The organism is Bradyrhizobium sp. BR2003, assembly GCF_009720285.1.
GTDB lineage: Bacteria > Pseudomonadota > Alphaproteobacteria > Rhizobiales > Xanthobacteraceae > Bradyrhizobium > Bradyrhizobium elkanii.
Genome location: NZ_SMYJ01000019.1, coordinates 185,651 through 210,576 on the forward strand (window position 1 = coordinate 185,651; position 24,926 = coordinate 210,576).

Sequence of the window (24,926 nt, forward strand, 5' to 3'; positions counted from 1 at the left end):
ATCTACAGCGATTGATCGAATGCAATCGCCAGTTTGAGGAAGCCCAGGAATGACCCGCATTCCCGATTTCGCCGATGTCGCCTTCCAGCCCGTTGCCATTACGGCCCCGGCTGCGAGCGCCGAGCCGTGGCTCACGCCCGAGGGCATCCCGGTCAAATCCGTCTACGGCGAGGCCGACCTCGAAGGCATCGACTTCCTCGAGACCTGGCCGGGCATCGCGCCCTATCTGCGCGGCCCCTACCCGACCATGTATGTCAACCAGCCCTGGACAATCCGGCAATATGCCGGCTTCTCCACGGCGGAGGATTCCAACGCATTCTATCGCCGCAACCTCGCGGCCGGGCAGAAGGGCCTCTCGGTCGCGTTCGACCTCGCCACCCACCGCGGCTATGACTCGGATCATCCGCGTGTCTCCGGCGACGTCGGCATGGCCGGCGTCGCGATCGATTCCATCTACGACATGCGCACGCTGTTCGCCGGCATCCCGCTCGACCAGATGAGCGTGTCAATGACCATGAATGGCGCGGTGCTGCCGATCCTCGCGCTGTTCGTCGCGGCCGCCGAGGAACAGGGCGTGCCGCCGGAGAAACTGTCGGGCACCATTCAGAACGACATTCTGAAAGAGTTCATGGTGCGCAACACCTATATCTATCCGCCCGCGCCCTCGATGCGGATCATCTCCGACATCTTCGCTTACACCTCGCAGCGGATGCCGAAATACAACTCCATTTCCATTTCCGGCTACCACATGCAGGAAGCCGGCGCGACGCAGGACCTCGAGCTCGCCTATACGCTGGCCGACGGTGTCGAATATCTGCGCGCCGGGCTTGCCGCGGGCCTCGACGTCGATCGCTTTGCGCCGCGGCTGTCGTTCTTCTGGGCGATCGGCATGAACTTCTTCATGGAAGTCGCCAAGATGCGCGCCGCGCGGCTGTTGTGGGCCAAGCTGCTGAAGCAGTTCAATCCGAAGGACCCGCGCTCGCTGTCGCTGCGCACGCATTGCCAGACCTCGGGCTGGTCGCTGACCGCGCAGGATGTGTTCAACAACGTGATGCGCACCACGATCGAGGCGATGGCGGCAACGCAAGGCCACACCCAGTCGCTGCACACCAACGCGCTCGACGAGGCGCTGGCGCTGCCGACCGACTTCTCGGCGCGCATCGCTCGCAACACCCAATTGTTCCTGCAGCAGGAGAGCGGCACCAACCGCATCATCGATCCCTGGGGCGGCTCCTATTATGTCGAGCGGCTGACCCGCGATCTCGCGGCAAAAGCCTGGGGGCACATCCAGGAGGTCGAGGCGCTCGGCGGCATGGCCAAGGCGATCGAGGCCGGCGTGCCGAAGCTGCGGATCGAGGAAGCCTCCGCCAAGACCCAGGCGCGCATCGATGCTGGCCGGCAGGCGGTGATCGGCGTCAACAAGTTCAAGCCCGAAAACGAAAAGCCGATCGACGTGCTCAAGGTGGAGAACTCCACCGTGCGGCGGCTGCAGATCGACAAGCTGGCGCGGCTCAAGAAGGAGCGCAACCAGAAGGACGTCGATGCGGCGCTCGCCGCCCTCACCCGCTCGGCGGGCGAAGGCAACGGCAATCTGCTGGCGCTCGCCATCGACGCCGCGCGCGCCAAAGCCACCGTCGGCGAGATTTCGGACGCCATGGAAAAGGTGTTCGGCCGCCACCGCGCCGAGATCAAGTCCATCACCGGCGTCTACAAGCGAGAGGCAGCGGCGATGTCCAACAAGGTCGAAAAGGTGCAGGCCCTGATCGATGCGTTCGAGGAAGCCGAGGGCCGCCGCCCGCGCATCCTGGTAGCAAAAATCGGCCAGGACGGCCACGACCGCGGCCAGAAGGTGATCGCATCAGCGTTCGCCGATGTCGGCTTCGACGTCGATATCGGACCGCTGTTCGCAACGGCTGACGAAGCCGCGCGGCAAGCGGTCGAGAACGACGTCCACATTCTCGGCGTCTCCTCCCTCGCCGCGGCGCATCTCACCGCGGTGCCGGAATTGAAGGCGGCGCTGAAGAAGCACGGCCGCGAGGACATTATGATCATCATCGGCGGCGTGGTGCCGCCGCAGGACTACGATGCGCTCTATGCCGCGGGGGCCGAAGCGATCTTCCCGCCGGGCACGGTGATCTCGGAGGCCGCCGAGGAGCTGATCCACAAGCTCAACGCCCGGCTCGGCCATAGCGCGGCGGCGGAGTAGCGCTGCCGCGTCCCCTCTCCCGTCAGGAGCTTTCCATGCGCGCCGCTCGCTCGATGACGCCTGTCCGCATCATGGGTCTTGCCGGCCTGCTGGCGTGCCTCTGCCTTCCTGCGCGCGCCGCCGACCCGAAGCCCGACGCCACGGTCAAGAATGCGAGCATCGAGGCGAGCGTCTATCTCGACGGCAAGATCAAGGCGGACGCGGCGCTGGCGGCCGATTGCCTCGGCGAGGGCAGGAAGTGGATCGACAAGAATGCCGCCGAGGCTGCCGCCGACCGCAAGCAGGAGCCTGACCTCTTCAAGGATCGTGGCGGCTACTCGTTCGAACGCAAATACTCGGAGCGCTCCGTCGTCGACAGCCGCTATGTGAGCGTGCTGCGCGACGACTACATGGACACCCACGGCGCGCATCCGAACACCGACGTCAACACCATCCTGTGGGATGCGGCGGAAAAGAAGCGCATCAGCATCCGTCCCTTCTTCACCGAGACATCGGACAACGGCCCGACACTGACGGCGATGCGCAAGGCCGTCGTCAGCGCACTCAACGCCGAGAAGAAGCGGCGCGGCGCCGGCGAGACGGCGACCGCCGAATGGTACAAGGAGCTGAAGCCGACCCTGCTCAAGATCGGCGCCGTGACGCTGGCGCCGTCGACTGTGTCAGGCAAGAGCTCCGGCCTCACCTTCCACTACCCGCCCTACGCCGTCGGCCCCTACGCCGAAGGCCAGTATATCGTCTTCGTGCCGTGGGAGACGCTGAAGCCATATCTGACGCCGGAAGGCGCAGAAATCTTCGCCGGCGCGCGGCCGAAGGGCGATGCGGACGAGCAGCAATAAGGCGCCATCGCGCCAGTGCCGATCCGCGTTCCTCTCGCCTGCCATGGCCAGCCGTTGTAAACCAAGACCATGAACGCCTCGAAGCCCGCCGCTCCCGACATCCGTGCCCTCGCCAAGGACCTCCGTGCCGGCCACCGCGCCGCGCTGGCGCGGGCGATCACGCTGGTCGAGAGCCGGCGCGGCGATCATCAGGCGGCGGCGCGCGAGCTGGTGCAGGCGCTGCTGCCCGACACCGGCAAGGCGGTGCGGGTCGGCATCACGGGCTCGCCCGGCGTCGGCAAGTCGACCACCATCGATGCGCTCGGCATGTTCCTGATCGAGCGCGGCCACAAGGTGGCGGTGCTCGCGGTCGATCCCTCCTCGGCGCGCACCGGCGGCTCGATCCTCGGCGATAAGACGCGGATGGCGCGGCTCGCCGTCTCCGACCGGGCCTTCATCCGCCCCTCGCCCTCCTCGGGCACGCTCGGCGGCGTCGCGGCGAAGACCCGCGAGGCGATGCTGCTCTGCGAGGCCGCCGGCTTCGACGTCGTGCTGGTCGAGACCGTCGGCATCGGGCAGTCCGAGACCGCGGTCTGCGACATGACCGACTTCTTCCTGGCCTTGATGCTGCCGGGCGCCGGCGACGAATTGCAGGGGATCAAGAAGGGCCTCGTCGAGCTCGCCGACATGATCGCGATCAACAAGGCCGACGGCGACAACCTCAAGCGCGCCAACCTCGCCGCCGCCGACTATCGCAGCGCGCTGCATATCCTGGCGCCGCGCTCCGAGCACTGGCATCCGCCGGTCGAGACTTATTCGGCGCTGACCGGCGCCGGGCTCGACCGGCTCTGGCAGAAGATCCTCGACCACCGCACCGCGATGAACGCCTCGGGCGAATTCGAGACCCGCCGGCGCGAGCAGCACGTGAAGTGGATGTGGTCGATGCTGGAGGGCCGGATGATGGCGCGGCTACGCTCGGATGCCGCGATCCGCGCCAGGGTGAAGAAGATGGAAGCCGAGGTCGCCGGCGGCCGCATCTCGCCCGCGGTCGCCGCCGAACAGATCGCGGAGATGCTGCATTGAGCGGCAGGCTGCGCATCCTCGTCACCGGCTTCGGGCCGTTTCCGGGTGCGCCGTTCAACCCGACCATGCCATTGGTGAAACGCCTGACCGGCCTGCGCCGCCCGGCCTTCGACGACGTCGCGCTGTCGAGCCATATCTTCGACGTCACCTACGCGGCCGTCGATCGCGAATTGCTGGAGCTGATCGCAAAACACCGCCCGCAGGCGCTGTTGATGTTCGGGCTCGCCGGCCGCACCGACTATCTGCGGATCGAAAGCCGCGCCCGCAACGCGGTGACCACGCGCTTCCCCGATGCCGGCCGCCAGCATGCGCGGAAAGGATCGATCGAGGGCGGCGCCGACGCGCGCATGTTCGGGCCGCATACCGAAAAGCTGCTGCGCGCCGCGCTGGCGACCGGGATCGACGCGCGAGCCTCGCGCGACGCCGGCAGCTATCTCTGCAACTATTTGAGCTGGCGGGCGATCGAGGCCGTGAACGGCGACAATGACTTGCGCCTCGCGCAGTTCGTCCACGTTCCGCCGCTCGCCCATGACGGAACAGCTGCACCCGGCAAATCACACATCACGCTGGAAGCGCTTGTCGATGCCGGCGAAGCGATGCTGATGGAGCTGGTGAAACTGACCCGGCAGGCTGCGCGCGCGTGAGCGTGCGGATTGGGCGGTGTAAATACGTGCCCTTAAAGCGCGATGTGATTAGGTTGAATCGTCATCGCGCTTTAGCTCTTTGTTTGAGCATGATCTCCGCGCAAACGCGTCCCGCGTTTGTCGCGAGGGAAAACCGCTTCGCACTTTTTCGGATCATGCTTTAGTTGGCATCCTCCAACTCACGCGTACGCAAGCTGCGGATCATTTCAATAAATTCAGGCTCCGCAGGATCGAGCTTGCGGAATCTGTAAGGCTCGAACCCAATCATCGGAGGATGTAACGCGATGCCCGCCAGCCCGACGGTCAGTCTCCCCGTCCAGGTCGTCCCGATGAAATTGACACGGTAGATACGCTCCTTGTGTAGCAAATGATGGATGGGCACCACCGGCCCAATGGCTCCTTTCTTCGGGCCATTGTCGATGCAGACAACCAAGTCTCCCACGTCAAACACCGGTCTCTCCTCTCAAGCCAGCGGGCGAGCAATACTCCGAACGCGTCAACCGTGGACTCCAGCAAATGCTAAAGTTGGATCGAATGACGAGGCCTGCGACGGCCATTTGGTGCCGTCCCGGCGAAGGCCGGGGCCCATAACCGCGAAAGAATCATTGTTGAGCGTCGCTGCAATGACGAGTCCTGTTCACAACACAAGCCGCGGCGTATGGGTCCCGGCCCCGTGCGCAATTGCGCACTAGAGTCTAGGCCGGGACGACGCCTGGGAAGAAGCCGTGAGCTCTCATTCTCTCCGGTGTCAGGCCCGCGCATGCGGGGGATCGAGTACGCCGCGGCATGCGCGGGTGATGATATCGAGGAACGATTGTTTGACAACGTGAAGCGGTTGCACCCGCGATTAACCCTACCGCCAACAATCGCCCCGCTGCGTCGGCGTGTTCACCATGCCGCGCCGCATTTCGCGCTACCACTCGACCCGCGAACGTCACGCTCGCGAATGTTGCGAGGGCCATGCCCATGGACGTCAACCGCCGCCATCTGATCGGAGCCTCCGTCGCCGGTGCAGCCGGCGCGCTTGCGGTGTCGCCGGATGCTGCACGCGCTGCCGCGCAATCGTCCGGCTCGCTCGGCCGCGACGTCACGCAATACGGCGTCCGACCAGGCAGCCCCGACGACCAGACCCGCAATCTGCAGCGCGCGATCGACGACGCCGCGCGGGCGCAGGTGCCGCTCGCCTTCCCGCCCGGCGTCTACCGCACCGGCCTGTTGCGGCTTGCTTCCGGCAGCCAGCTGATCGGCGTCCGCGGCGCCAGCCGGCTGGCGTTCAACGGCGGCGCCTCGCTGCTGGAAGGCGAAGGCGCCAGCGGCATCGTCCTGATGGGCCTTGCCTTCAACGGCGGCAACGTCCCGCTGCCTGCGCGCCGCGGCCTCATCCATTGCCTGTCCGGCCGCGACATCCGCATCACCGATTGCCAGTTCACCGGCAGCGGCGGCGCCGGCATCTGGTTCGAGCAGATGTCGGGCGACGTCAGCAACAACGTGTTCACCGAGATCGCGACCACGGCGCTGGTGTCGTTCGACGCAGTCGGCCTGATGGTGTCGCGCAACACCATCAAGGGCACCAACGACAACGGCATCGAGATCCTGCGCACCGCGATCGGCGACGACGGCTCGATCGTCGCCGACAACCGCATCGAGGACATCAAGGCCGGCCCCGGCGGCTCCGGGCAATACGGCAACGCCATCAACGCGTTCCGCGCCAGCAATGTGATCGTGCGCGGCAACCGCATCAAGAACTGCGACTTCTCGGCGGTACGCGGCAATTCGGCCTCGAACATCCACATTACCGACAACAGCGTTAGCAATGTTCGCGAGGTGGCGCTGTATTCGGAGTTCTCGTTCGAGGCCGCTGTGATCGCCAACAACACCGTCGACGGCGCCACGATCGGCGTCTCGGTGTGCAATTTCAACGAGGGCGGCCGCATCGCGGTGGTCCAAGGCAACATCATCCGCAACCTGCTGCCGAAGCGCCCTGCAGGCACCGATCCGAACGACGGCGCCGGCATTGGCATCTATGTCGAGGCCGACAGCACCGTGACCGGCAATGTGATCGAGAACGCGCCGACCTTCGGAATTGTCGCCGGCTGGGGCAAGTACCTGCGCGACGTCGCGATATCGGGCAACGTGGTCCGCAATGCCTTCGTCGGCATCGGCGTCTCGGTGGTGCCGGGCGCCGGCACCGCGCTGATCAACAACAACATGATCTCGGAAACCCCGCGCGGTGCAGTGGTCGGGCTCGACCACGCCCGCCCGATCACGCCGGACCTGTCGGCCGGCGGCACCCAGCAATATGCGCAGCTCGTGGTCGGCGCGAACGCGGTGCGGCGCTAGCGCATGATCCGGACAAGCGCGAAGCGGTTTTCCCTCGCGACCAACGCGGAACGCGTTTGCGCGGAGATCATGCTGAAAAAATAAGCGAGAGCGGTCGCCTACAGCGCGTTGCGCAGCAGCGGATAGCGCCGCTGGATGGTGTCGAGATCGAGCACCGGCGGCCGCACCGCCGGAGGGGGCATCTCCAGCGGCGGCGCGTCGGCCACAGTGAGCGGCTGCTCCAACACTTCCGTCGCCGTCTCCAGCGCAGCCGCGACCGCGGTCATGGCGGCCTCCGCCAATGTCGCGGCCTCCGACCGCCGCTCCGGCACTGGCGAGATATCGCGCGGCGGCAGTTTCGACCTGCCGCGGCCGAGCCAGGACAGATCGATCGGCGAATTGTCGAGCGAGGCTTCGCGCGACAGCAATTCGCGCCAGATGTCGACCGCGGCGCGGGCTTCCCTGATGTTCTCGAGAAAGCCCTGCTCGCTGTGATAGCGGCGCCAGCGCCCGGTGTCGAACAGTTCGGTAAGGTGCTCCAGCCTTTGCTCGGCGAGGTTGCACCAGCGTGCAACGATCTCCTGGCCTCTGGCCACGTCGGTCCGATGTGTCATTCAAGTTGCCCGCAGGAAAAGAAACGGACGCAGACGCAACCGAACCGAATCAACTGGACGTGACGCCGATATTCTGTGGAAAAGGTAAATAAAGTCTAACTAAATTCTTAATCGCGAACGGGCGATCGAAGAAGTCCGCTCGACTACGGAGTTTCTCGCTCGGACCGCCGTCAAGTCATCGACTGCCGGAACGATCCACAGCAAACCGTCGCCGCCGTCGCGCATATGCCCATCCCGCGCCATCGGTCGGCGCCATCGCGCCGCACGGCCAAGTCCGTCATGCAAGGAGCCGCAAAATGAAAGACCCGTCCGGGGGGACAACCGGACGGGTCAAAGCCATATGGGCGCTTGGGGTGGATGGGCGCTCGCGCCTGATATAGCCGGGGAGGGATAAACCGCTCCCACACACATAAGTCGTGAGAGGAAGGCGGACGTTCAAATCGCCGGCGATTTTTTTAACCCTGCCGCGCCGCGGTTCCATCGCACCATTGCAGGCGTTCGGCGTCGAAAATCACTGCGCAGCACGACGATTTGCGGCGGAATCCTCCGATGCGATCGACGGCGCGGGTTCATTCGACGTGCGGCTCACGGAAGTGTTATTGCCGTCGGCCTGCTGTGCAGGCTGCGACGGTTTGTCCGCGGCAGAGGCGACGGGAGCACTGGTCGCCGCCATCACCGCGGCGAGCGCATCCGCTGTCCCCGCACCGAACAGATCGTCACGTCCCGGTGTCCCGAGATCGCGCGCCGTGCTGGTCAGGATTCGTCGCACATCGGCGGACTTCAATGCCGGATTGCGTTCCAGCACCAAGGCCGCGATGCCGCTGACGAACGCGGCCGAAAGCGAGGTGCCCGACATCAGCTGGTACTTGCCGTCAGGCACCGGCACGAGGAGGTCGGCGCCCGGGGCCGCCAAGGCGATATGGCTGCCGCGGTTTGAGGCCGCCATCAGCTGGTCACCGGCATCGGTGCCGCTCACTGCGATCACAGCGGGATTGGCGGCCGGATACAGCGGCGGCGATGTCGCGCCGGCATTGCCGGCGGCAGCGACCAGCACGACGTCCCTCGCCGCGGCGGCGGCCACCGCGCGCCCGACAAGTGCGTCCTGCGGTCCGGCAAAGCTCATGTTCACGATCTGCGCGCCGTGCGCCACCGCGTAGTCGAGGCTCCTGAGGATCACATAGGAGGTACTTCCGGCGCCGCCCGCGACCGCACCGAAGGCGCGGATCGCCAGGATCCGCACTTCCGGCGCGCTCCCCGTCAGCCTGACGCGCGCCGCAATCGCGCCGGCAATGGCGGTGCCGTGGGCTTGCGGGCCACCCTTGCTGCCGAGCGCATCGAACGTATCCGCGACCGTGTTCGCCAGCTCCGGATGGGCGGCATCGACACCGGAGTCGATCACGGCAAGGGTGACATTCATTCCGCGCGCCAGCTTGTGGGCTGCCGGCAGATGCAGCTGTGTCTGGGCATATTGCGCCGGATCGCTGCCGCCCGACGCCTTCTGGTCCTGCAATGCGTAACGGTAGTTCGGCTGCACGGAGCGGACGCCGGCGTCGCTTGCGAGCTCGCGGCTCACGACCTCGAGCGAACGATTGCCCGAGATGCGGAACAGGCCGACCGTCGCACCCAGCAGCGCGATATTCTGCGAGGCGATCCGCCTCAACCCATGGCTGCGCGCGAGCGCATCGGCCTCCGCCTCCGTCAAGGCGCCATCGATTGCGGCGACGAGCTGGTTCGGCACGGTTCGGGTGCCGGCCGCATCCTGCGTGCGCATGCTGCCACCACCACCGGCCCTGCCCTTCCGCGCTGCGCCGTTGCCACCGTGGAAGGCGACCGGCCGGTCGGAGCATTGGCCGCGATCGCCGTCGTCGCAGCTGGCGGAGATACGGGGCGCAGGGCGCACAGGGGGCGGCGGCAGGCGCGATCGCGGCGCATCGTCGGTCCATGACGCGGCCGGGCCGCGGTCCGCCGACGGCGGCATGCGGCCAACCATGCCGCCGAACCCGCCGACGGGATTGCCGCCAACACGGCCCATACCGGGATTGGCCCGCTGCCCGAGCGAGACCTGTGGCGCGCCACCGGTCGGCGATCGCATGAAATTCTGGGCGGAGGCGGAGCCGGCAACACAAACCAGCAACAATGCTGCGGCCGCGGCGATCGCGTGGTTCGTCGATCTGGTCCGGCCGTTGGCGGCCATGGTGACCTCAATTCGGCGCAGAACCGTCAGCCGCCGATTACGGCGTTTCGACCGCGAGGCTGACGATCTTCTCCTTCTGCAAGCGCGCAATCAGCGCAGCGACGCTGCCCTTGTCCATTGCGCGGAACTGCAACCGGAACATCCCGCCCTTCCCGTCGAGGATCGAGGCCTGGTAATTGTCGAGCAGCGACGTGATGTCGGCGATCCTGGCATCGGGTGTGAAGCGCACCAGCAGCCGGGTCGGCGTCGCCGCCACGCTGGCACCGAGGTCGCGGGTGATCGGCGCGCTGGGCGCGACCGGCGCACTGCGCTCGGCGACATCGAGCGACGCCGTCTCGAACAAAGCCGGCTGGGTGCGCATCAGCACCGTGCCGATCACGCCTGCCTGCAACAACACCACGACCGCGCCGAGGCCGGACGACCAGGCCAGCGTCCGCGGCGATAATTTCGAAAAGAACTCCGAGACGGAGGCCGACATGCGCGCACCGATCGACGGCTTGTGCTCCGGCTCGGCATCGATCGCGGCGAACAGCTTCTGCATGGCGCGCGCCGAGGGCGCACCGAGGCTCTCGTTGAGGCCGATGGTCTCGGCATATTCCTCGCGAATGACGGCATATTGCCGGGCAAGCTCCGGATCGCGCGCGAGCGCATCCTCGACGCGGCGCGTGTCACGCGCGTTCAGCGTGCCGGCCGCGTGCCAGGGCAGCAGCATCTCGATATCGTCAGGCTCTTGCACCTTTTTTCTCGCAGCCATCATGGCCAACCTCGCTCGACACCGGCTGCCTTCAGCAACTCGGCAAGTTTCTTGCGCGCATAGAACAGGCGCGTCTTCACGGTATTCTCCGGAATCCCCACGATCTCAGCGACATCTTCCACGGATTTCTCGTGATAGTAGACAAGATCGACAATTTCCCGATGTTCCGCCGATAGCCCCGTCAGGCACCTACGCAGCGTGTCACCGGTGTCCTTCTTCTGCACTACCGTTTCCGGATCGTCGGACGTGTCCTCGATCGCGTTTGCGGCCTCATCGTCCAATTCGGCGTCCTTCCTTCGCCGCAGCGAAGACAACGCCTTGAACCGGGTAATCGCCAGAAGCCAGGTCGAAACGGCGGATCGTCCCTCAAACTTGCCCGCCTGACGCCACACGTCCAGGAAGACCTCGCTGATAAGATCTTCCGCCACCTGTTCGTCCCGCACGAGCCGAAGCCCGAAGCGGTACACCCTGACATGGTGCCGCCCGTACAGCACCTGCATGGCAAGCCGGTCGCCTTGAGCGATCCGAGCGATCAGAACGTCGTCTGAAGCCGCTTGTGTCGCGCTCAATGGCCGTCTCGCAAAGTTGGTCTGAAGGGGGCGGTGCGTGGTTCGACGCGAGAGCCAAGATTCTTCACATTACGGCAATGTCCGCACTGCATGTGTGATCTATGCCACAGTCGGCGATTCAAATGAGGAAAAATCGGCCGAGACTCGATAGGAGGTATCATAGTAGTTAAAACTCTCGCGGACAGGCGCCATCCGGCGCGACCATACCAAGGCTTTATCGGCACGCCAGCACCGTCACGAAGTCCGCCACGGCGCAGGCTTGCGGAACATCGCTCCCGCCCCGCCTCGGCGAACGGATTCCCCTTACGAAACAAGGGCGATGACCGGGTTACACCCGGGGTAGATTCGGTTCCAAAAGATACCAAACCTAAAGGCTTTCCCACGTAGATTTTCGCCGGATTTCACCAATGGCGGGACCATGGGCAGCGCTGCGTCGTCACTTCCCGGCCCGATCGCGGGCGCATCGGAAAGCGGCCGTTCCAGACTGACGGCCGAGCGTCTGGAGCGACGGGCCAAGCAGCGCCGCCAGATCCAGTCGATGATCGCGGCCTGCTTCGTGCTCGATGCCGTTGTGCTGCTGATCTACGCGCATGCCGGCACTACGTCCGTCTGGGTGGCGGCGGGCTACGCGTTGACCGGCCTCTGTTTGGTCGCCGTCTATGTGGTGCTCTCCGAGCGCGGCTTTCACGAGCGCTTCCGCGACCACTATCTGGTCGCGCCGCAATCGGCGATCAACATGGTGAACCTGCTGGTGTTCACCTACATCGCGCCGGAAGTCGGCGTGCTGTTCCTCTGCAATCTGTTCGTGGTGTTCGGCTTCGGTGCGCTGCGCACGTCGGCGCGGCAGACCGCGATCGTCTGGACCGTCATGGTGCTGGGCCTCGCCGTGCTGTTCCTCGGCACCGACAAGACGATCGGGATGCCGACCGCGACCCGGATCGATCGCCTCGCCACCATGCTGGTGTTCGCGCTGACGATCGGGCGCTGCATGTGTCTCGGCATCTTCTCCAGCTCGATGCAGCAATCGCTGTATCAGAGCGGACTGAAGCTGAAGGAGGCCTACCGGCGCATCGAGGAGCTCGCCGAGCTCGATGAACTGACCGGCGCCTCCAATCGCCGCAGCATCATGCGCACGCTCGAGGAGGAGATCGCCCGCTGCGCCCGCAACGGCAGCTCCTGCGCGGTCGCGCTGATCGACCTCGACCACTTCAAGCGCATCAACGACGTCTACGGCCATCCGATCGGCGACGAGGCGCTGCGCACCTTCGCCATCGGCATGTTCGCCAACCTCCGCAGCGTCGATCGCTTCGGCCGTTACGGCGGCGAGGAATTCCTGCTGGTGCTTCCCGACCTGTCGCAGGATCAGGCGATCCGCGCGCTGGAGCGGCTGCGCGCGATCATTGCCGATCTCGACTGGAGCGCATTCTCGCCCGGCATGCGGGTGACGATCTCCGCAGGCGTCACGACGCTCAAGCCGCGCGAAAACTCCGACACGTTACTCGCCCGCGCCGATGGCGCGCTTTACGCAGCCAAGGCGAGGGGACGCAACCGCATCGCCAGCGCCTGAAATCCTTCATTCCGTCTTCGGCGCCGGAGAAGCCGTCGCCACTGCTCCAGGACAGAGTCATGAGCTTGAAGCCCGAGACCGCCCCCGAAAGTCTGCTCGACGAGCTGCAGACGACGCTCGCTCACGGCACCGTCGCACGCCGCGTCGAGACACTGCGCCGCGTGACCGACCTCTTCATCAACGGCTCTGTGAACTATTCGAACGAGCAGATCGTGTTGTTCGACGACGTTTTCCAATGCCTGCTCGAGCACATCGAAAACTCGGCCAAGGCGCTGCTCGCCAACCGCCTCGCCCCGATCGACACCGCGCCGCCGCAGACCATCCGCACCCTTGCCTTCGACGACCTGATCGAGGTCGCGGGCCCCGTGCTGACGCTGTCGCCGCGGCTCGACGACGACACCCTGATCGAAACGGCGCGCAGCAAGAGCCAGGCGCATCTGCTCGCGATCTCGAACCGCAAGACGCTGAGCGGCGCCGTCACCGACGTGCTGGTGCTGCGCGGCAATGACGAGGTGATCCAGAGCGCGGTCAACAATCCCGGCGCGGAGTTCACCGAGCGCGGCTTCACCCGCCTGGTCAGCCGCGCCGAGGGCGACGACAATCTGTCGACCTGCGTCGGCCTGCGCCCGAACATCCCGCGGCATCTCTATCTCAAGCTGGTCGCCAAGGCCTCGGACGCGGTCAGGCAGCGGCTCGAGGCCGCCAATCCGCAGCAGGCCAAGGAGATTCCGATCGCGGTGAAGGAAGCGACGCGACGCGCGCGCTCGGCGCCGGCCGCCGTGACGCCGGACACCACGATCGCGCATGCCCTCGTCAAGTCGCTCTACCAGGACGGCCGGCTCGACGAATTCCAGCTCGCAGCTTTCGCCGAGGCCGGCAAGTTCGACGAGACCAACGCCTCGCTGGCCGCGCTCGCCAACGTCTCGGTCAGCGTCGCCGAGAACATGATGATCGAAACCCGCGCCGAGGGCGTCATGATCCTCGCCAAGGTCTCGGGCCTGTCATGGTCGACGGTGCGGGCGATCATCAACCTGCGCGACGACATCTCGGGCGGCGAGCCGACCGATCTGCAGGCCTGCAAGGACACCTATGAGCGGCTGCGGCCGTCGACCGCGCAGCAGGTGCTGCGCTTCCATCGCATGCAGCAGTCCGCGCCCGCGGCCTAGTAGCGTAGCGCCCGGTTTCCCATCAGCGCGCCGACGCTCGCGACGATCGCGGTCGCCAGCGTGTACCAGGTGGCGACGAACAGCGGCGAGTCGTCGGTGCAGTGCGACGCATAGACGGTCGCCGCGAGCCCTGCCGAGAGCAGGCCGGCTATCGCACCGGCCACCGCCGGCCGCGCCGGCGCGCCCTGCCGCAGCCCGTACAGCGCGCCGACCAGCAGCGGCAGCGACATCGCGGGGATTGCGGTCATGCAGGCCATCGAATTCTTGCCGATCAGCCGCGTCATCATCGGCGTACGCTGCGGCATCATCATCTCGCCGCTGATGGCGGCGGCGAGGATGCCGGCGGGAATCAGCAGCCACCAGCCGAAGCCGCGCAGCGAGGCCTCCGGCCGCGACAGATGCAGGCTGACCGCGATCGCCGATGCGGCGAGCGCCAGCGTCACGGCGAACTTCAGGTCGAAGAACGGATTGTGCATCGCGGTCATCACGTCGGGCCGCACGCCGAGTTCGGCGAAGAAGATCAGGAGCGAGACCGGCGCCGCCGCCAGCAGTGCCAGCATCAGCGCAAGACCGACCGGACGCGCGCGATAGGCATTGTCGGCGGCCAGGGTTCGAATGAGTTGATCGGTGTCCATGCTCATTGATCCCGTAATTTCGCAGTGAGGCTGGCAAGCCCGCGATGCAGGGCGACCCGCACCGCGCCCTCGGTCATCGAGAATTTCGCCGCGGTGTCCTTGATCGAGGCGCTGTCGACCGCGATCGATTGCAGCACCTCGCGCTGCCGCGCGGGCAACGCCTGCAGCTGGGCGCTCACCTCGCTCGGCGAGGCCGTCGGCTCCGGTGTTTCCCCAGGCAGCGTCTCGGCGAAATCATCGATGTTGACGAAGATCCGCTTGCCGCGGCGGCGCAGCGCGTCGATCAGCTTGTTGCGTGCGATCGCGAACAGCCACGGCGCGAACGCCGCGCTCGTGTCCCAGGTCTGTCGCTTCAAATGCACTGCCAACAAGATGTCCTGCACGATGTCCTCGGACTGATCGACCGGCTGTCCCGCGCGCGCCAAGCCGCGGCGCGCCGCGGCACGGAGTACCGGCGTGATGGCCTTGAGCAGGCGATGATACGCCGCGTCATCGCCTGAAATGGCCGACCGCATCAGGCCGGTCCATTCATCCTCACGTTCGCGCACGCAGGCTCCTGAATTGCAATTCGGCCGATCTTTCAGTTCGTTACGCGGCACGCCAGACGATCACGAATTCGTGATACCCATTCTCCGGCATAACCGCGCCGAGGATCGGCCTCAAAGAATCGCTCCGGCGGGTTTTCAGACGTCACGGCTCATAACACCGATCGGTCCGACAAGCATCGGTGCTGCTGCTCGCCCGATCGACCGCTAGGACGAAATTGCCCAGCTTTTGCCCCCGGATGCCCGAAGATTCCCTTTTTCTGCCCCGGTGTGGACACGCGGCGGGGTCTCTTTTCGCCCTTGGGCGGGCGACATGGGGAGATCATCAAAATGAAGATCAAAGCCAGCGGGCGCTTGGCATTGATGGTTGCGACAGGACTGACAGGGCTTTTCGTAGGTCTCGCCGGTCCGCTGCCGGCACATGCGGCCGGTTCGGACACATCAGCATCGAAATCCGACAGCGCAACGACCGACAAGTCCGCGCAACAGAGCCCCCGGCATAGCCGGCGCCATGCGCGTCGCCAGTCCTCCAAAACGGCCGATAAATCCGAGAGCAAGAAGGCCACCGGTAGCGACGCCGGCAGCGTCACTTCGGCAGGCATTCCCGCCACGGTCGCCAACGCCAATGCAGAGCTGACCTCCGGCGACGACAATGCGGCGGCGACGCCGGTGAAAGCCAATGCGTTGATCGCAGCGGCCGACAAGCCCGCGGATCAGTCCGACGGTAATGTGGTCGCATCCGACCAGCTCAACGACGTCGACCGCGCCCTGCAGCAGGAGCAGCCGGCGGAACAGCCGCAACCGGCTCAGCCGCAGACCGCCCAGCAGGAGGCACCGCCTGCGCAGCCGCCGGTCGCCGCGGCGGCACCCAAGCCCGCCCCGGTTCTGGCGAGCAGCGACAGCGCGAGCTGGGACCAGACCTCACTGATCGGGAAGATCTTCATCGGCTTCGGCGCCCTGCTCACGGTGGCCTCCGCCGCGCGCATGTTCATGGCCTAGCGGAGGCGCTCGCGGTGCGGCGCGGGGGGCGCCGCACCGCGGCCCAAAGCCTCGTTTCAGCCCCTTGAAGCGCATCCCGTCAGCGGGCACATTGCCCGGCAAATCAGGCACGGGGTTTGCGTCCATGGCTACGTTCGAATTCATCATTGTCGAAAGCAAGGGACCGGTCGGCGTCATCACGCTGAACCGGCCGAAAATGCTGAATGCGCTCTCGTTCGGCGTGTTTCGCGAGATCGCCGCGGCGGTCGACGATCTCGAGGCCGACGACAAGATCGGCTGCATCCTGATCACCGGCAGCGAGAAGGCCTTCGCGGCCGGTGCCGACATCAAGGAAATGCAGCCGAAGGGCTTCATCGACATGTTCAACAGCGACTTCACCGCCATCGGCGGCGACCGCGTCGCCCGTTGCCGCAAGCCGACCATTGCCGCGGTCGCGGGCTATGCGCTCGGCGGCGGCTGCGAGCTCGCGATGATGTGCGACATCATCATCGCCGCCGACACCGCCAAGTTCGGCCAGCCGGAAATCACCCTCGGCACCATTCCCGGCATCGGCGGCACGCAGCGCCTGACCCGCGCGATCGGCAAGTCGAAGGCGATGGATCTCTGCCTGACCGGGCGGATGATGGATGCGGCGGAAGCCGAGCGCTCGGGCCTCGTGTCGCGGATCGTGCCGGCCGACAAGCTGATGGAAGAGGCGCTCGCGGCAGCCGAGAAGATCGCCTCGATGTCGCGCCCGGCGGTCGCGATGGCCAAGGAAGCCGTCAACCGCGCGTTCGAGACGCCGCTCGCGGAAGGCATGAATGTCGAGCGCAACCTGTTCCACTCGACCTTCGCGCTCGAGGATCGCTCCGAGGGCATGGCGGCGTTCATCGAGAAGCGCAAGCCGGTCAACAAGAACCGCTAAAGCATGATCCGGAAAAGTGCGAAGCGGTTTTCCGGACAAGATCATGCGCAGACAACAGGCTAAAGCGTGATGATCTCATCGCGCTTTAGCCCTTCGGGCTCCGTTGCAAGGCCGCGGTGACGAGCGCGCGATAGGCGTGCTCGGTGAAATGCGTCGGCTTGTCGAGACCGAGCCGCGCCAGGCATTCGCGGTCGGCGGCATCGGGCGGATGCCGCATGCCCTGCCACAGCAGGCCGGCGAGTTGCAGCGGCGTGTGCTGCGCCTGCTGCAAGATCTGCAAGGCCGGAATCAGCCGCTGCTCGACATCGGTGAAGTCGCTGCCGAACGGGAATGACGGCAGCAGCCCGGCATCGCGCGCGGGCCTCAGCGCATCGCCGATCCGCTCGGGATAATTTTCGCGATGCGCCGCGGGAATCTCGTAGCTGCGCGGCAGCTTACCGGCGTCCTTGGCCTGCCGCATCAATTCGCCCTGGAAGCGGGAGTCCGAGACCTGCAGCATCGCGGCGATCACGTCGGCATCGGATTTCCCCCTGACGTCGGCGACGCCATATTCCGTGACAAAGACATCGCGCAGATGGCGCGGGATGGTCTCATGTCCATGGGACCAACGGATGTTCGACTGCGCCTGCTTGCCGGACTGGCGCGTCGCCTCCAACGCCAGCACAGAACGTGCGCCCTCGAGCGCGAATGCCTGCGCCACAAAATTATACTGGCCGCCGACCCCGCTCACGACCTGGCCGTTCTCGAGACCGTCCGAGATCGCAGCGCCGAGCAGCGTCGCCATCATCGCGTTGTTGACGAAGCGCGCATCGACCCGGGCGCGACGCTTGCCGTCCTCGTCGCCGAAGATCTCATTGGTGAAGGAAACCGGCATCATCTGGATCCGCGCCAGCTGCTCCGGCGCCATCTCGCGCAGCGCCCGGTAGAATGATGGCGGGCCGAGGAAGAATGCGCCGTGCAGGATCACGCCGCCAACGTCGCGCTTGAGGATGCCGGCATCGATCAGTCCGAGAAACGCCTCGAACAGCATCTCGCTGACGCCGTAGAGACCCTTTTCGAACGACCCGGTCTCGGCCGCGGCGAGTTGCTCGGTACCGGGCGCAAGGCGCTGCATAATGCCGTGGAATTGGGCGTTGTCGCGATGGCGGACCACGAGCCCCTGCGCCAGCGCGTCGCCGACCTGCCCGATGCCGATCTGCAACGTGCCGCCGTCACGCACCAGACCGGCGGCGTGCAAGCCGATCGCATATTTGGTGTCGCTGATCGGCTCGGACGGCGGCGCGAACAGCGGGAAATCGGTCTCGGGACTGTCGAGCACCGCGGCGAATTCATCCGCCGGCAGGTCGCCGGCGCCGGGCATGAACGGCAGCTCGGAATTGACCTGGCCGATCAGCTTGAACGACGCCCGCCCCTGCGCACGGGCGCGCAGCACGTCGAGCGTGGTGTCGGTGTTGCAGCTCAGGCTGTAGCGTGGCACGCCGTCGACCACGCGCTTGGCAACGAGCTGAGGCACGACATTCAGACCGCGCGACAACAGGTATGACGCCGCATGGGTGTAGTTGGCGGAAATGTAATGCTGTTGCGCGAATGGCTGGTGCAGCCACTGTCCGGCGAGGAAGAAGAACTCGATCACCTTGATGTTGGACGGAAGCGCGCCGCGATGCAGCGCATCGGCATAGGCGAGATCCGGATAGCCGCCGAACAGACGATCGATCACCGGTCCGATGAAGCGCCGTTCGAGCAGGCTCTTCGGCTTCGGCTTCTCCAGCGTCAGTGCGGAGAACAGCGTCAGATTGATGGAGCGGTCGGCCACTGCTCGCGCATACAGCGCGTTGACGATGTGGTTGGCCTTGCCGAGGCCGAGCGGTAGCCCGACCACCAGTTTGGTTCCGACGTCACGAATGATGTGCTCCGCGATCGCCTCGGGGTCGGAGAAGAAGATGGGCATCAGCAATGGACCCAGAGGAGACGGTGGATAACCGGCATCGTTGAATCGACGGCCGGCGGTTCAAACTTATACTTCATATGACCGGTACGTGCGCGTGTGACGAACCGGCAACAGACAAGAACTGAAATGATGTGCAGATGTCGCGCGGCGGTTTGTCTGTGGCGGCACCGCCCCGTAAACAGGTAGATGTGTCGGCGGCGGCGGCGGGGGCGCACTGCCGGGGTTTTTGGTTTGCGGGATCACATGGTTGAGCGTGCCGCGAGGGTCGGCGATGTTACGAGGCGCGTGCTTTTGTCGGGCATCGGCCTTGGCGTGCTGGCATGCGCGCTGCTGACGGAGACTAATGCCCGCGCCGAGAGCCTGTCGGAAGCCCTGGTCAAGGCGTATCAGACCAATCCGCAACTCAATGCCGAGCGGGCGCGCCAGCGGGCGACCGACGAGAACGTCCCGCAGGCGCTGGCCGGCTACCGTCCCCAGATCATCGCCGGCCTGTCGGTCGGCCTGCAGGCGGTGCGCGACCAGCTGCCCGGCAATGTGATCCAGACCGCAACGCTGAAGCCGTGGCAGATCGGCGTCACGGTGACGCAGACCCTGTTCAACGGCTTCAAGACCGCCAACAGCGTCCGCGTTGCCGAGTTGCAGGTGCAGTCCGGCCGCGAGGCGCTGCGCAATGTCGGCCAAGGTGTGCTGCTCGACGCCGTCACCGCCTACACCAACGTGCTGGCCAATCAGACCCTGGTCGAGGCGCAGCGGGCCAACGTCGCCTTCCTGAAGGAGACCCGGGCAATCACCGAACGACGCCTCAATGCCGGCGACGTAACGCCGACCGATACCGCCCAGGCTGAGGCACGGCTCAACCGCGGCCTCGCCGACCTCAACGCCGCCGAGGTCAATTACGCGGTCAGCCAGGCTACCTATGCGCAGGTGGTCGGCAACGCGCCATCCCAGTTGCGTCCGGCCGAGACCATCGACCGGTTGTTGCCGCGCAGCCGCGAGGATGCGATCGCGCTCTCGCTCCGCGAGCATCCCGCCGTCACCGCGGCAGGTTTCGACGTCGACGTCGCCTCGACCTCGATCCGCGTCGCCGAGAGCAGCCTGATGCCGAATGTCTCCGTTCAGGGCAGCGTCAGCCGCAGCCGCGACACCGACTCCACGCTCGGCACCTTCGGAACCGATCAAGCCTCGGTGATCGGTCAGGTCACGCAACCGATCTATGACGGCGGTACCGCCGCATCGCAGACCCGGCAGGCCAAGGAAGTCGCGGCGCAGAGCCGGCTGGTGCTGGATCAGGTCCGCAATCAGGCCAAGACCGCCGTGGTCAGCGCGTGGGTCGCCAATGAGGGGGCCAAGATCGCGGTGTCGGCCTCCGAGTCCGAGATGAAGGCCGCGGAAGTTGCGCTCGCCGGCGTGCAGAAGGAAGCCGCGGGCGGCCAGCGCACCACGGTCGACGTGCTCAACGCGCAGCAGGATCTGATCACCGCGCGGGCGCGGCTGATCGGTGCGCAGCGCGACCGCGTGATCGCCTCCTACACGCTGCTCAGCGCAACCGGGCGCCTTGACGTCAAGACGCTGAACCTGAAGACGCCGGACTACCTGCCCGAGGTGCACTACCATCAGGTGCGCGACGCCTGGCACGGCCTGCGCACGCCGTCGGGACAATAGGCATTGCGGAACCGTTCACACCGCGAACTGGCCCTTCCCGCCCGCTCTCTCCGCCGATAACCTCCGCCCCCGCCGGCAACCCATAATGCCGGCGCGCGTATGACGCGCATAACAGCCGAGCACGCAGGGAGACGTCCAATGCTGACGCGACGCGATATGATGCTGGCTTCCATCGCAGCCGGAGTGACCATGACCAGCAGCAACGCATTTTCCAAGGCAGCGCAACCATCGACCGCGGTGAATTTCGACGTGCCTGCCGGGGCGTGCGACTGCCACACCCACATCCATGGCGACCCCGAGAAATTCCCGTTCTTCGCCGGCCGCGTCTACACGCCGGAACCGGCCTCGCCGGAGGAGATGAGCGCGCTGCACAAGGCGCTCCATGTCGAGCGCGTGGTGATCGTGACGCCGAGCGTCTACGGCCCCGACAATTCGTCGACCCTGTTCGGCATCACGGCCCGCGGGCCGACCGCGCGCGGCGTCGCCGTGATCGACGACAAGACCAGCGAGAGCGATCTCGATGCCATGAACAAGGCCGGCTTCCGCGGCATCCGCCTCAACCTCGCGACCGGCGGCGTCAACGATCCGAATGTCGGCCGGCAGCGCTTCTCGGCCGCGATCGAGCGGATGAAGGCGCGCGGCTGGCATGTGCAGCTGTTCACCAGCCTCGCCATGATCTCCGCGATCAAGGACCTCGTCGCCACAGCGCCGGTGCCGGTCGTGTTCGACCATTTCGGCGGCGCCGAGGCCGCGCTCGGCACCGGCCAGCCGGGATTTGCCGACCTGCTCGCGCTGGTCAAGTCCGGCAAGGCCTATGTCAAGATTTCCGGCGCCTACCGCGCCTCCAAGCTCGCGCCCGATTATGCCGACGCCACGCCGCTGGCGCAGGCGCTGATCGCGGCCAATGCCGAGCGTATCGTCTGGGGCACCGACTGGCCGCACCCGGATTCGGTGACGCCGCAAGGCAGGAAGGTCACCGACGTGACACCGTTGTTTCAGATCGACGACGGCCGCCTCCTCAACCAGCTTCCGGTCTGGGCGCCGGATGCCGCGATCCGCAAGGCGATCCTGGTCGACAACCCGGCACGGCTCTACGGCTTCACCTGATCCCTTCTGAGCAAGCTAGCGCTCGCGCGGCCGGCGCGAGAAATAGAAGATCAGCACAGGCAGCGTGATCAAGATCACCAGCGGCGCCAGCATCATGCCGGTGACGACGACGATGGCGAGCGGCTTCTGCACCTGCGAGCCGATGCCTTCCGAAATCGCCGCCGGCAACAGGCCGACGCCCGCCACCACGCAGGTCATCAGCACCGGACGCAGCTGCAACTCGCCGGTGCGGATCACCGCGCGCATCCGGTCGTAGCCTTCATCGATCAGCTGGTTGAACTGCGACAGGATGATGATGCCGTCCATCACGGCGATGCCGAACAGCGCGATGAAGCCGATCGCCGCCGACACGCTGAACGGAATCCCCGAGATCAGAAGTCCGAGCACGCCGCCGAAGATCGCCATCGGGATCACGCTCATCGCGAGCATGGTGTCGACCATCGAGCCGAAATTGAAGAACAGCAGCACCGCGATCAGCGCGAGGCTGATCGGCACCACGATCGACAGCCGCCTGATCGCATCCTGCAGGTTGCCGAATTCGCCGACCCACTCGACACGCGATCCCGGCGGCAGCTGGACCTGCTCGTCGATCTTCTGCTGCGCCTCCCGGATCGCGCTGCCGAGGTCGCGCTCGCGCACCGAGAACTTGATCGGCAGGTAACGTTCCTGCTGTTCGCGGTAGATATAGGCCGCGCCGGAGATCAGGTTGATCGAGGCTACTTCAGAGAGCGGGATCTGCGTGATGCCGCCATTGGCGTTGGCCACCCCGATCCGCAAGTTCTGGATCGCCTCCGCGCTCTTGCGATATTCCGGCGCAAGGCGGACGATGATCGGGAAGTGCCGGTCGCTGCCGGGTTCATAGAGGTCGCCGGCGCTATCGCCACCGACCGCGACCCGGATCGTGGCGTTGATGTCGCCCGGCGACAGGCCGTAGCGCGCGGCACGGGCGCGATCGACGTCGATCTGGATGGTCGGCTGGCCGAGCGAGGTGAACACCGCAAGGTCGGTGACACCCTGCACGGTCGACAACACCGACTTGATCTTGTTGGCGGTGTCGGTCAGCGCCTGCAGATCATTGCCGTAGAGCTTGATCGAGTTCTCGCCCTTCACGCCGGACACCGCTTCCGACACGTTGTCTTGTAGATATTGCGAGAAATTGAATTCGACGCCCGGGAATCTCTCCTGCAGCTGCGCCAGCAATTGCGCGGTCAGCACTTCCTTGTCGTGGGTGGTAGGCCATTCGCTGGCCGGCTTCAGCGGCGCGAAGAACTCGGCGTTGAACAGGCCGGCCGCGTCGGTGCCATCGTCGGGACGGCCATGCTGCGACACCACCGACAGCACCTCGGGACGGCTGCGGATCAGCTTGCGCATCTCGTTGACATAGGCATTGCCTTCCTGCAGCGAGATCGTCGGCGGCAGCGTGGCGCGGATCCACAGATTGCCCTCCTCGAGCTTGGGCAGGAATTCGAGGCCGAGGAAGCGCGCGAAGATGATGGTCATGACCACGAGGCCGGCCGCACCGGTCATCACCATCTTGCGGTTGGCGATCGCCCAGTTCAGCACCGGCACGTAGATCCCGTCGAGCTTCTTGACGATCCAGGTCTCGGTCTCGTGGATGTGCGCCGGCAGGATGATCGCGCTCAGCGCCGGCGTCACCGTGAAGGTCGCAAGCAGGCCGCCGGCAAGCGCATAGGCATAGGTGCGCGCCATCGGGCCGAAGATGTTGCCCTCGACACCGGATAGCGTGAACAGCGGCAGGAACGCCGCGATGATGATCGCCGCGGCAAAGAAGATCGAACGCGACACATCGGCGCCCGCCGACAGGATCGCGTGGCTCTTCATCCCCATCACCGTGTCCTCGGAGATGTGGCTTCGCTCGTCTTCCGACAGCGCCGTGGTCTGCGACAGCCGGCGGAAGATCGCCTCTACCATGATCACGGTGGCATCGACGATCAGGCCGAAATCGATCGCGCCGACCGACAGCAGATTGGCGGATTCGCCGCGCAGCACCAGGATGATCACGGCGAAGAACAGCGCGAACGGGATCGTCGCACCGACGATCAGCGCGCTGCGGAGGTCGCCGAGGAAGATCCACTGCAACAGCACGATCAGGAGGATGCCGACCACCATGTTGTGCAGCACGGTGTGGGTGGTGAGCTCGATCAGGTCCTTGCGGTCGTAGATCCGCTCGATCTTCACGCCGGGCGGCAGGATCGAGGAATGGTTGATGTCGTGGACCAGCTGCTCGACGCGGGAGATCGTCGGCGAGCTCTGCTCGCCGCGGCGCATCAGCACGATGCCCTGCACGATGTCGTCGTCATTGTCGAGGCCGGCGATGCCAAGCCGCGGCTTCTCGCCGATCGTGACATGGGCGATGTCGCGCACCAGCACCGGATTGCCGCCGGACTGCGAGACCATGGTGTTGGCGAGGTCGTCGATCGAGCGGATCAGGCCGACGCCGCGCACCACGGCCGATTGCGAGCCGATGTTCACGGTGTTGCCGCCGACATTGATGTTGGCGTTGGAAACCGCCTGCAGCACCTGCGGCAGCGTCAGGCCGTTGGCGACCAGCTTGTTGAAGTCGACCTGGATCTCATAGGTCTTGGTCTTGCCGCCCCAGCCGGTGACGTCGATCACGCCGGGCACCGCACGGAAGCGGCGCTGCAGCACCCAGTCCTGCAGCGTCTTGAGGTCGAGCACGCTGTAGTTCGGCGGTCCCTTCAGGCGGTAGCGGAAGATTTCGCCGATCGGGCTCAGCGGCGAGATGCCGGGCAGCACGTTGCCCGGCAGCGGCGCGAGCTGCGACAGGCGGTTGAGCACCTGTTGCAGCGCCTCGTCATAGGTGTAGTCGAAGGAGAACTGCAGCTTGACGTCGGAAAGGCCGTACAGCGAGATGGTCCGGATGGTCTTGAGGTTCTTGATGCCGGCGACCTGGGTCTCGATCGGGATCGTGATGTAGCGCTCGATCTCCTCGGCCGAGAGGCCAGGGCTCTGCGTCACGATGTCGACCATCGGCGGGGTCGGATCGGGATAGGCCTCGATGTTGAGCTGCTTGAACGCGATCAGGCCGCCGATGAAGACGGCCACGAACATGGCCACCATCAAGTAGCGGCGATTGACGGCAAGGGCGACGAGGCGATCCATTCAGATCGACGCTTTCAACTGGAAGGGACCTTTCTTATTGAGCGTGATCTC

The 24,926-nt window shown here is 65.7% G+C and carries 20 protein-coding genes; 11 read left to right on the forward strand and 9 right to left on the reverse strand.

The window, feature by feature from the left end:
• Window positions 1-49 precede the first annotated feature (49 nt).
• The 4 genes from scpA (at window position 50) to E2I15_RS14020 (ending at window position 4,748) form a co-directional block, all read left to right on the forward strand.
• Entirely contained in the window at window positions 50-2,206 is a 2,157-nt protein-coding gene (scpA, locus tag E2I15_RS14005; protein ID WP_137476447.1) for a methylmalonyl-CoA mutase, read from the forward strand.
• 71 nt (window positions 2,207-2,277) lie between these two features.
• Complete coding sequence (locus E2I15_RS14010; protein WP_246667896.1) at window positions 2,278-3,042, forward strand: RsiV family protein; 765 nt, start codon at window positions 2,278-2,280, stop codon at window positions 3,040-3,042.
• A gap of 69 nt (window positions 3,043-3,111) precedes the next feature.
• Window positions 3,112-4,104 (forward strand): methylmalonyl Co-A mutase-associated GTPase MeaB, encoded by a 993-nt coding sequence (gene meaB / locus E2I15_RS14015; protein WP_137476449.1) that lies wholly within the window; start codon window positions 3,112-3,114, stop codon window positions 4,102-4,104.
• On the forward strand, window positions 4,101-4,748 hold the full coding sequence (locus E2I15_RS14020; protein ID WP_137476450.1) for a pyroglutamyl-peptidase I: 648 nt from the start codon (window positions 4,101-4,103) through the stop codon (window positions 4,746-4,748). Before meaB ends, E2I15_RS14020 begins: the two co-directional genes overlap by 4 nt.
• Before the next feature lie 160 nt (window positions 4,749-4,908).
• On the opposite strand, the gene E2I15_RS14025 is transcribed toward E2I15_RS14020, so the two are convergent.
• Window positions 4,909-5,199: a hypothetical protein gene (locus E2I15_RS14025; RefSeq protein ID WP_137476451.1), complete on the reverse strand. Its 291-nt coding sequence runs from the start codon at window positions 5,197-5,199 to the stop codon at window positions 4,909-4,911.
• Between the two features lie 515 nt (window positions 5,200-5,714).
• On the opposite strand from E2I15_RS14025, the gene E2I15_RS14030 reads away from it, so the two are divergent.
• The gene (locus tag E2I15_RS14030) at window positions 5,715-7,088 is read left to right on the forward strand and encodes a TIGR03808 family TAT-translocated repetitive protein (RefSeq protein WP_137476452.1); all 1,374 of its coding nucleotides are present in this window, start codon (window positions 5,715-5,717) and stop codon (window positions 7,086-7,088) included.
• A gap of 98 nt (window positions 7,089-7,186) precedes the next feature.
• Here E2I15_RS14030 and E2I15_RS14035 read toward each other — a convergent pair whose 3' ends face one another.
• From E2I15_RS14035 to E2I15_RS14050, 4 genes are all read right to left on the reverse strand, one after another.
• Window positions 7,187-7,681 carry a TIGR03809 family protein gene (locus E2I15_RS14035; protein WP_137476453.1) on the reverse strand — a complete coding sequence of 165 codons (495 nt, stop codon included), beginning with the start codon at window positions 7,679-7,681 and terminating at the stop codon, window positions 7,187-7,189.
• 511 nt (window positions 7,682-8,192) lie between these two features.
• Complete coding sequence (locus E2I15_RS14040) at window positions 8,193-9,875, reverse strand: S8 family serine peptidase (RefSeq protein WP_137476454.1); 1,683 nt, start codon at window positions 9,873-9,875, stop codon at window positions 8,193-8,195.
• A 37-nt stretch (window positions 9,876-9,912) separates the two neighbouring features.
• Window positions 9,913-10,632: a hypothetical protein gene (locus E2I15_RS14045; protein ID WP_137476455.1), complete on the reverse strand. Its 720-nt coding sequence runs from the start codon at window positions 10,630-10,632 to the stop codon at window positions 9,913-9,915.
• Window positions 10,629-11,198, reverse strand: a complete 570-nt coding sequence (locus tag E2I15_RS14050; RefSeq protein ID WP_016843228.1) for a sigma-70 family RNA polymerase sigma factor — start codon at window positions 11,196-11,198, stop codon at window positions 10,629-10,631. Before E2I15_RS14050 ends, E2I15_RS14045 begins: the two co-directional genes overlap by 4 nt.
• Before the next feature lie 418 nt (window positions 11,199-11,616).
• Here E2I15_RS14050 and E2I15_RS14055 point away from each other — a divergent pair, with 418 nt between their 5' ends.
• Together E2I15_RS14055 and E2I15_RS14060 are read left to right on the forward strand one after the other, a co-directional pair.
• The gene (locus E2I15_RS14055) at window positions 11,617-12,765 is read left to right on the forward strand and encodes a GGDEF domain-containing protein (RefSeq protein WP_137476456.1); all 1,149 of its coding nucleotides are present in this window, start codon (window positions 11,617-11,619) and stop codon (window positions 12,763-12,765) included.
• A gap of 59 nt (window positions 12,766-12,824) precedes the next feature.
• Complete coding sequence (locus tag E2I15_RS14060) at window positions 12,825-13,931, forward strand: DUF2336 domain-containing protein (protein ID WP_038387165.1); 1,107 nt, start codon at window positions 12,825-12,827, stop codon at window positions 13,929-13,931.
• Here the strand turns inward: E2I15_RS14060 and E2I15_RS14065 are convergent.
• Together E2I15_RS14065 and E2I15_RS14070 are read right to left on the reverse strand one after the other, a co-directional pair.
• Entirely contained in the window at window positions 13,928-14,566 is a 639-nt protein-coding gene (locus E2I15_RS14065; protein ID WP_137476457.1) for an NrsF family protein, read from the reverse strand. The genes E2I15_RS14060 and E2I15_RS14065 overlap by 4 nt on opposite strands.
• Window positions 14,567-14,568: 2 nt before the next feature.
• Entirely contained in the window at window positions 14,569-15,114 is a 546-nt protein-coding gene (locus E2I15_RS14070; RefSeq protein WP_137476458.1) for a sigma-70 family RNA polymerase sigma factor, read from the reverse strand.
• 327 nt (window positions 15,115-15,441) lie between these two features.
• On the opposite strand from E2I15_RS14070, the gene E2I15_RS14075 reads away from it, so the two are divergent.
• Both E2I15_RS14075 and E2I15_RS14080 read left to right on the forward strand, forming a co-directional pair.
• Window positions 15,442-16,110 (forward strand): hypothetical protein, encoded by a 669-nt coding sequence (locus tag E2I15_RS14075; RefSeq protein WP_137476459.1) that lies wholly within the window; start codon window positions 15,442-15,444, stop codon window positions 16,108-16,110.
• A 124-nt stretch (window positions 16,111-16,234) separates the two neighbouring features.
• On the forward strand, window positions 16,235-17,014 hold the full coding sequence (locus tag E2I15_RS14080) for an enoyl-CoA hydratase (RefSeq protein WP_137476460.1): 780 nt from the start codon (window positions 16,235-16,237) through the stop codon (window positions 17,012-17,014).
• An 85-nt stretch (window positions 17,015-17,099) separates the two neighbouring features.
• On the opposite strand, the gene E2I15_RS14085 is transcribed toward E2I15_RS14080, so the two are convergent.
• Window positions 17,100-18,962 (reverse strand): acetyl-CoA hydrolase/transferase C-terminal domain-containing protein, encoded by a 1,863-nt coding sequence (locus tag E2I15_RS14085; protein WP_137476461.1) that lies wholly within the window; start codon window positions 18,960-18,962, stop codon window positions 17,100-17,102.
• A gap of 243 nt (window positions 18,963-19,205) precedes the next feature.
• Here E2I15_RS14085 and E2I15_RS14090 point away from each other — a divergent pair, with 243 nt between their 5' ends.
• Both E2I15_RS14090 and E2I15_RS14095 read left to right on the forward strand, forming a co-directional pair.
• Window positions 19,206-20,624 (forward strand): TolC family outer membrane protein, encoded by a 1,419-nt coding sequence (locus E2I15_RS14090; RefSeq protein WP_137476462.1) that lies wholly within the window; start codon window positions 19,206-19,208, stop codon window positions 20,622-20,624.
• A 138-nt stretch (window positions 20,625-20,762) separates the two neighbouring features.
• Window positions 20,763-21,731, forward strand: a complete 969-nt coding sequence (locus E2I15_RS14095; RefSeq protein ID WP_028345375.1) for an amidohydrolase family protein — start codon at window positions 20,763-20,765, stop codon at window positions 21,729-21,731.
• A gap of 15 nt (window positions 21,732-21,746) precedes the next feature.
• Here the strand turns inward: E2I15_RS14095 and E2I15_RS14100 are convergent, their stop codons facing one another.
• Window positions 21,747-24,875, reverse strand: a complete 3,129-nt coding sequence (locus tag E2I15_RS14100; RefSeq protein WP_038387159.1) for an efflux RND transporter permease subunit — start codon at window positions 24,873-24,875, stop codon at window positions 21,747-21,749.
• Window positions 24,876-24,926: the final 51 nt, after the last annotated feature.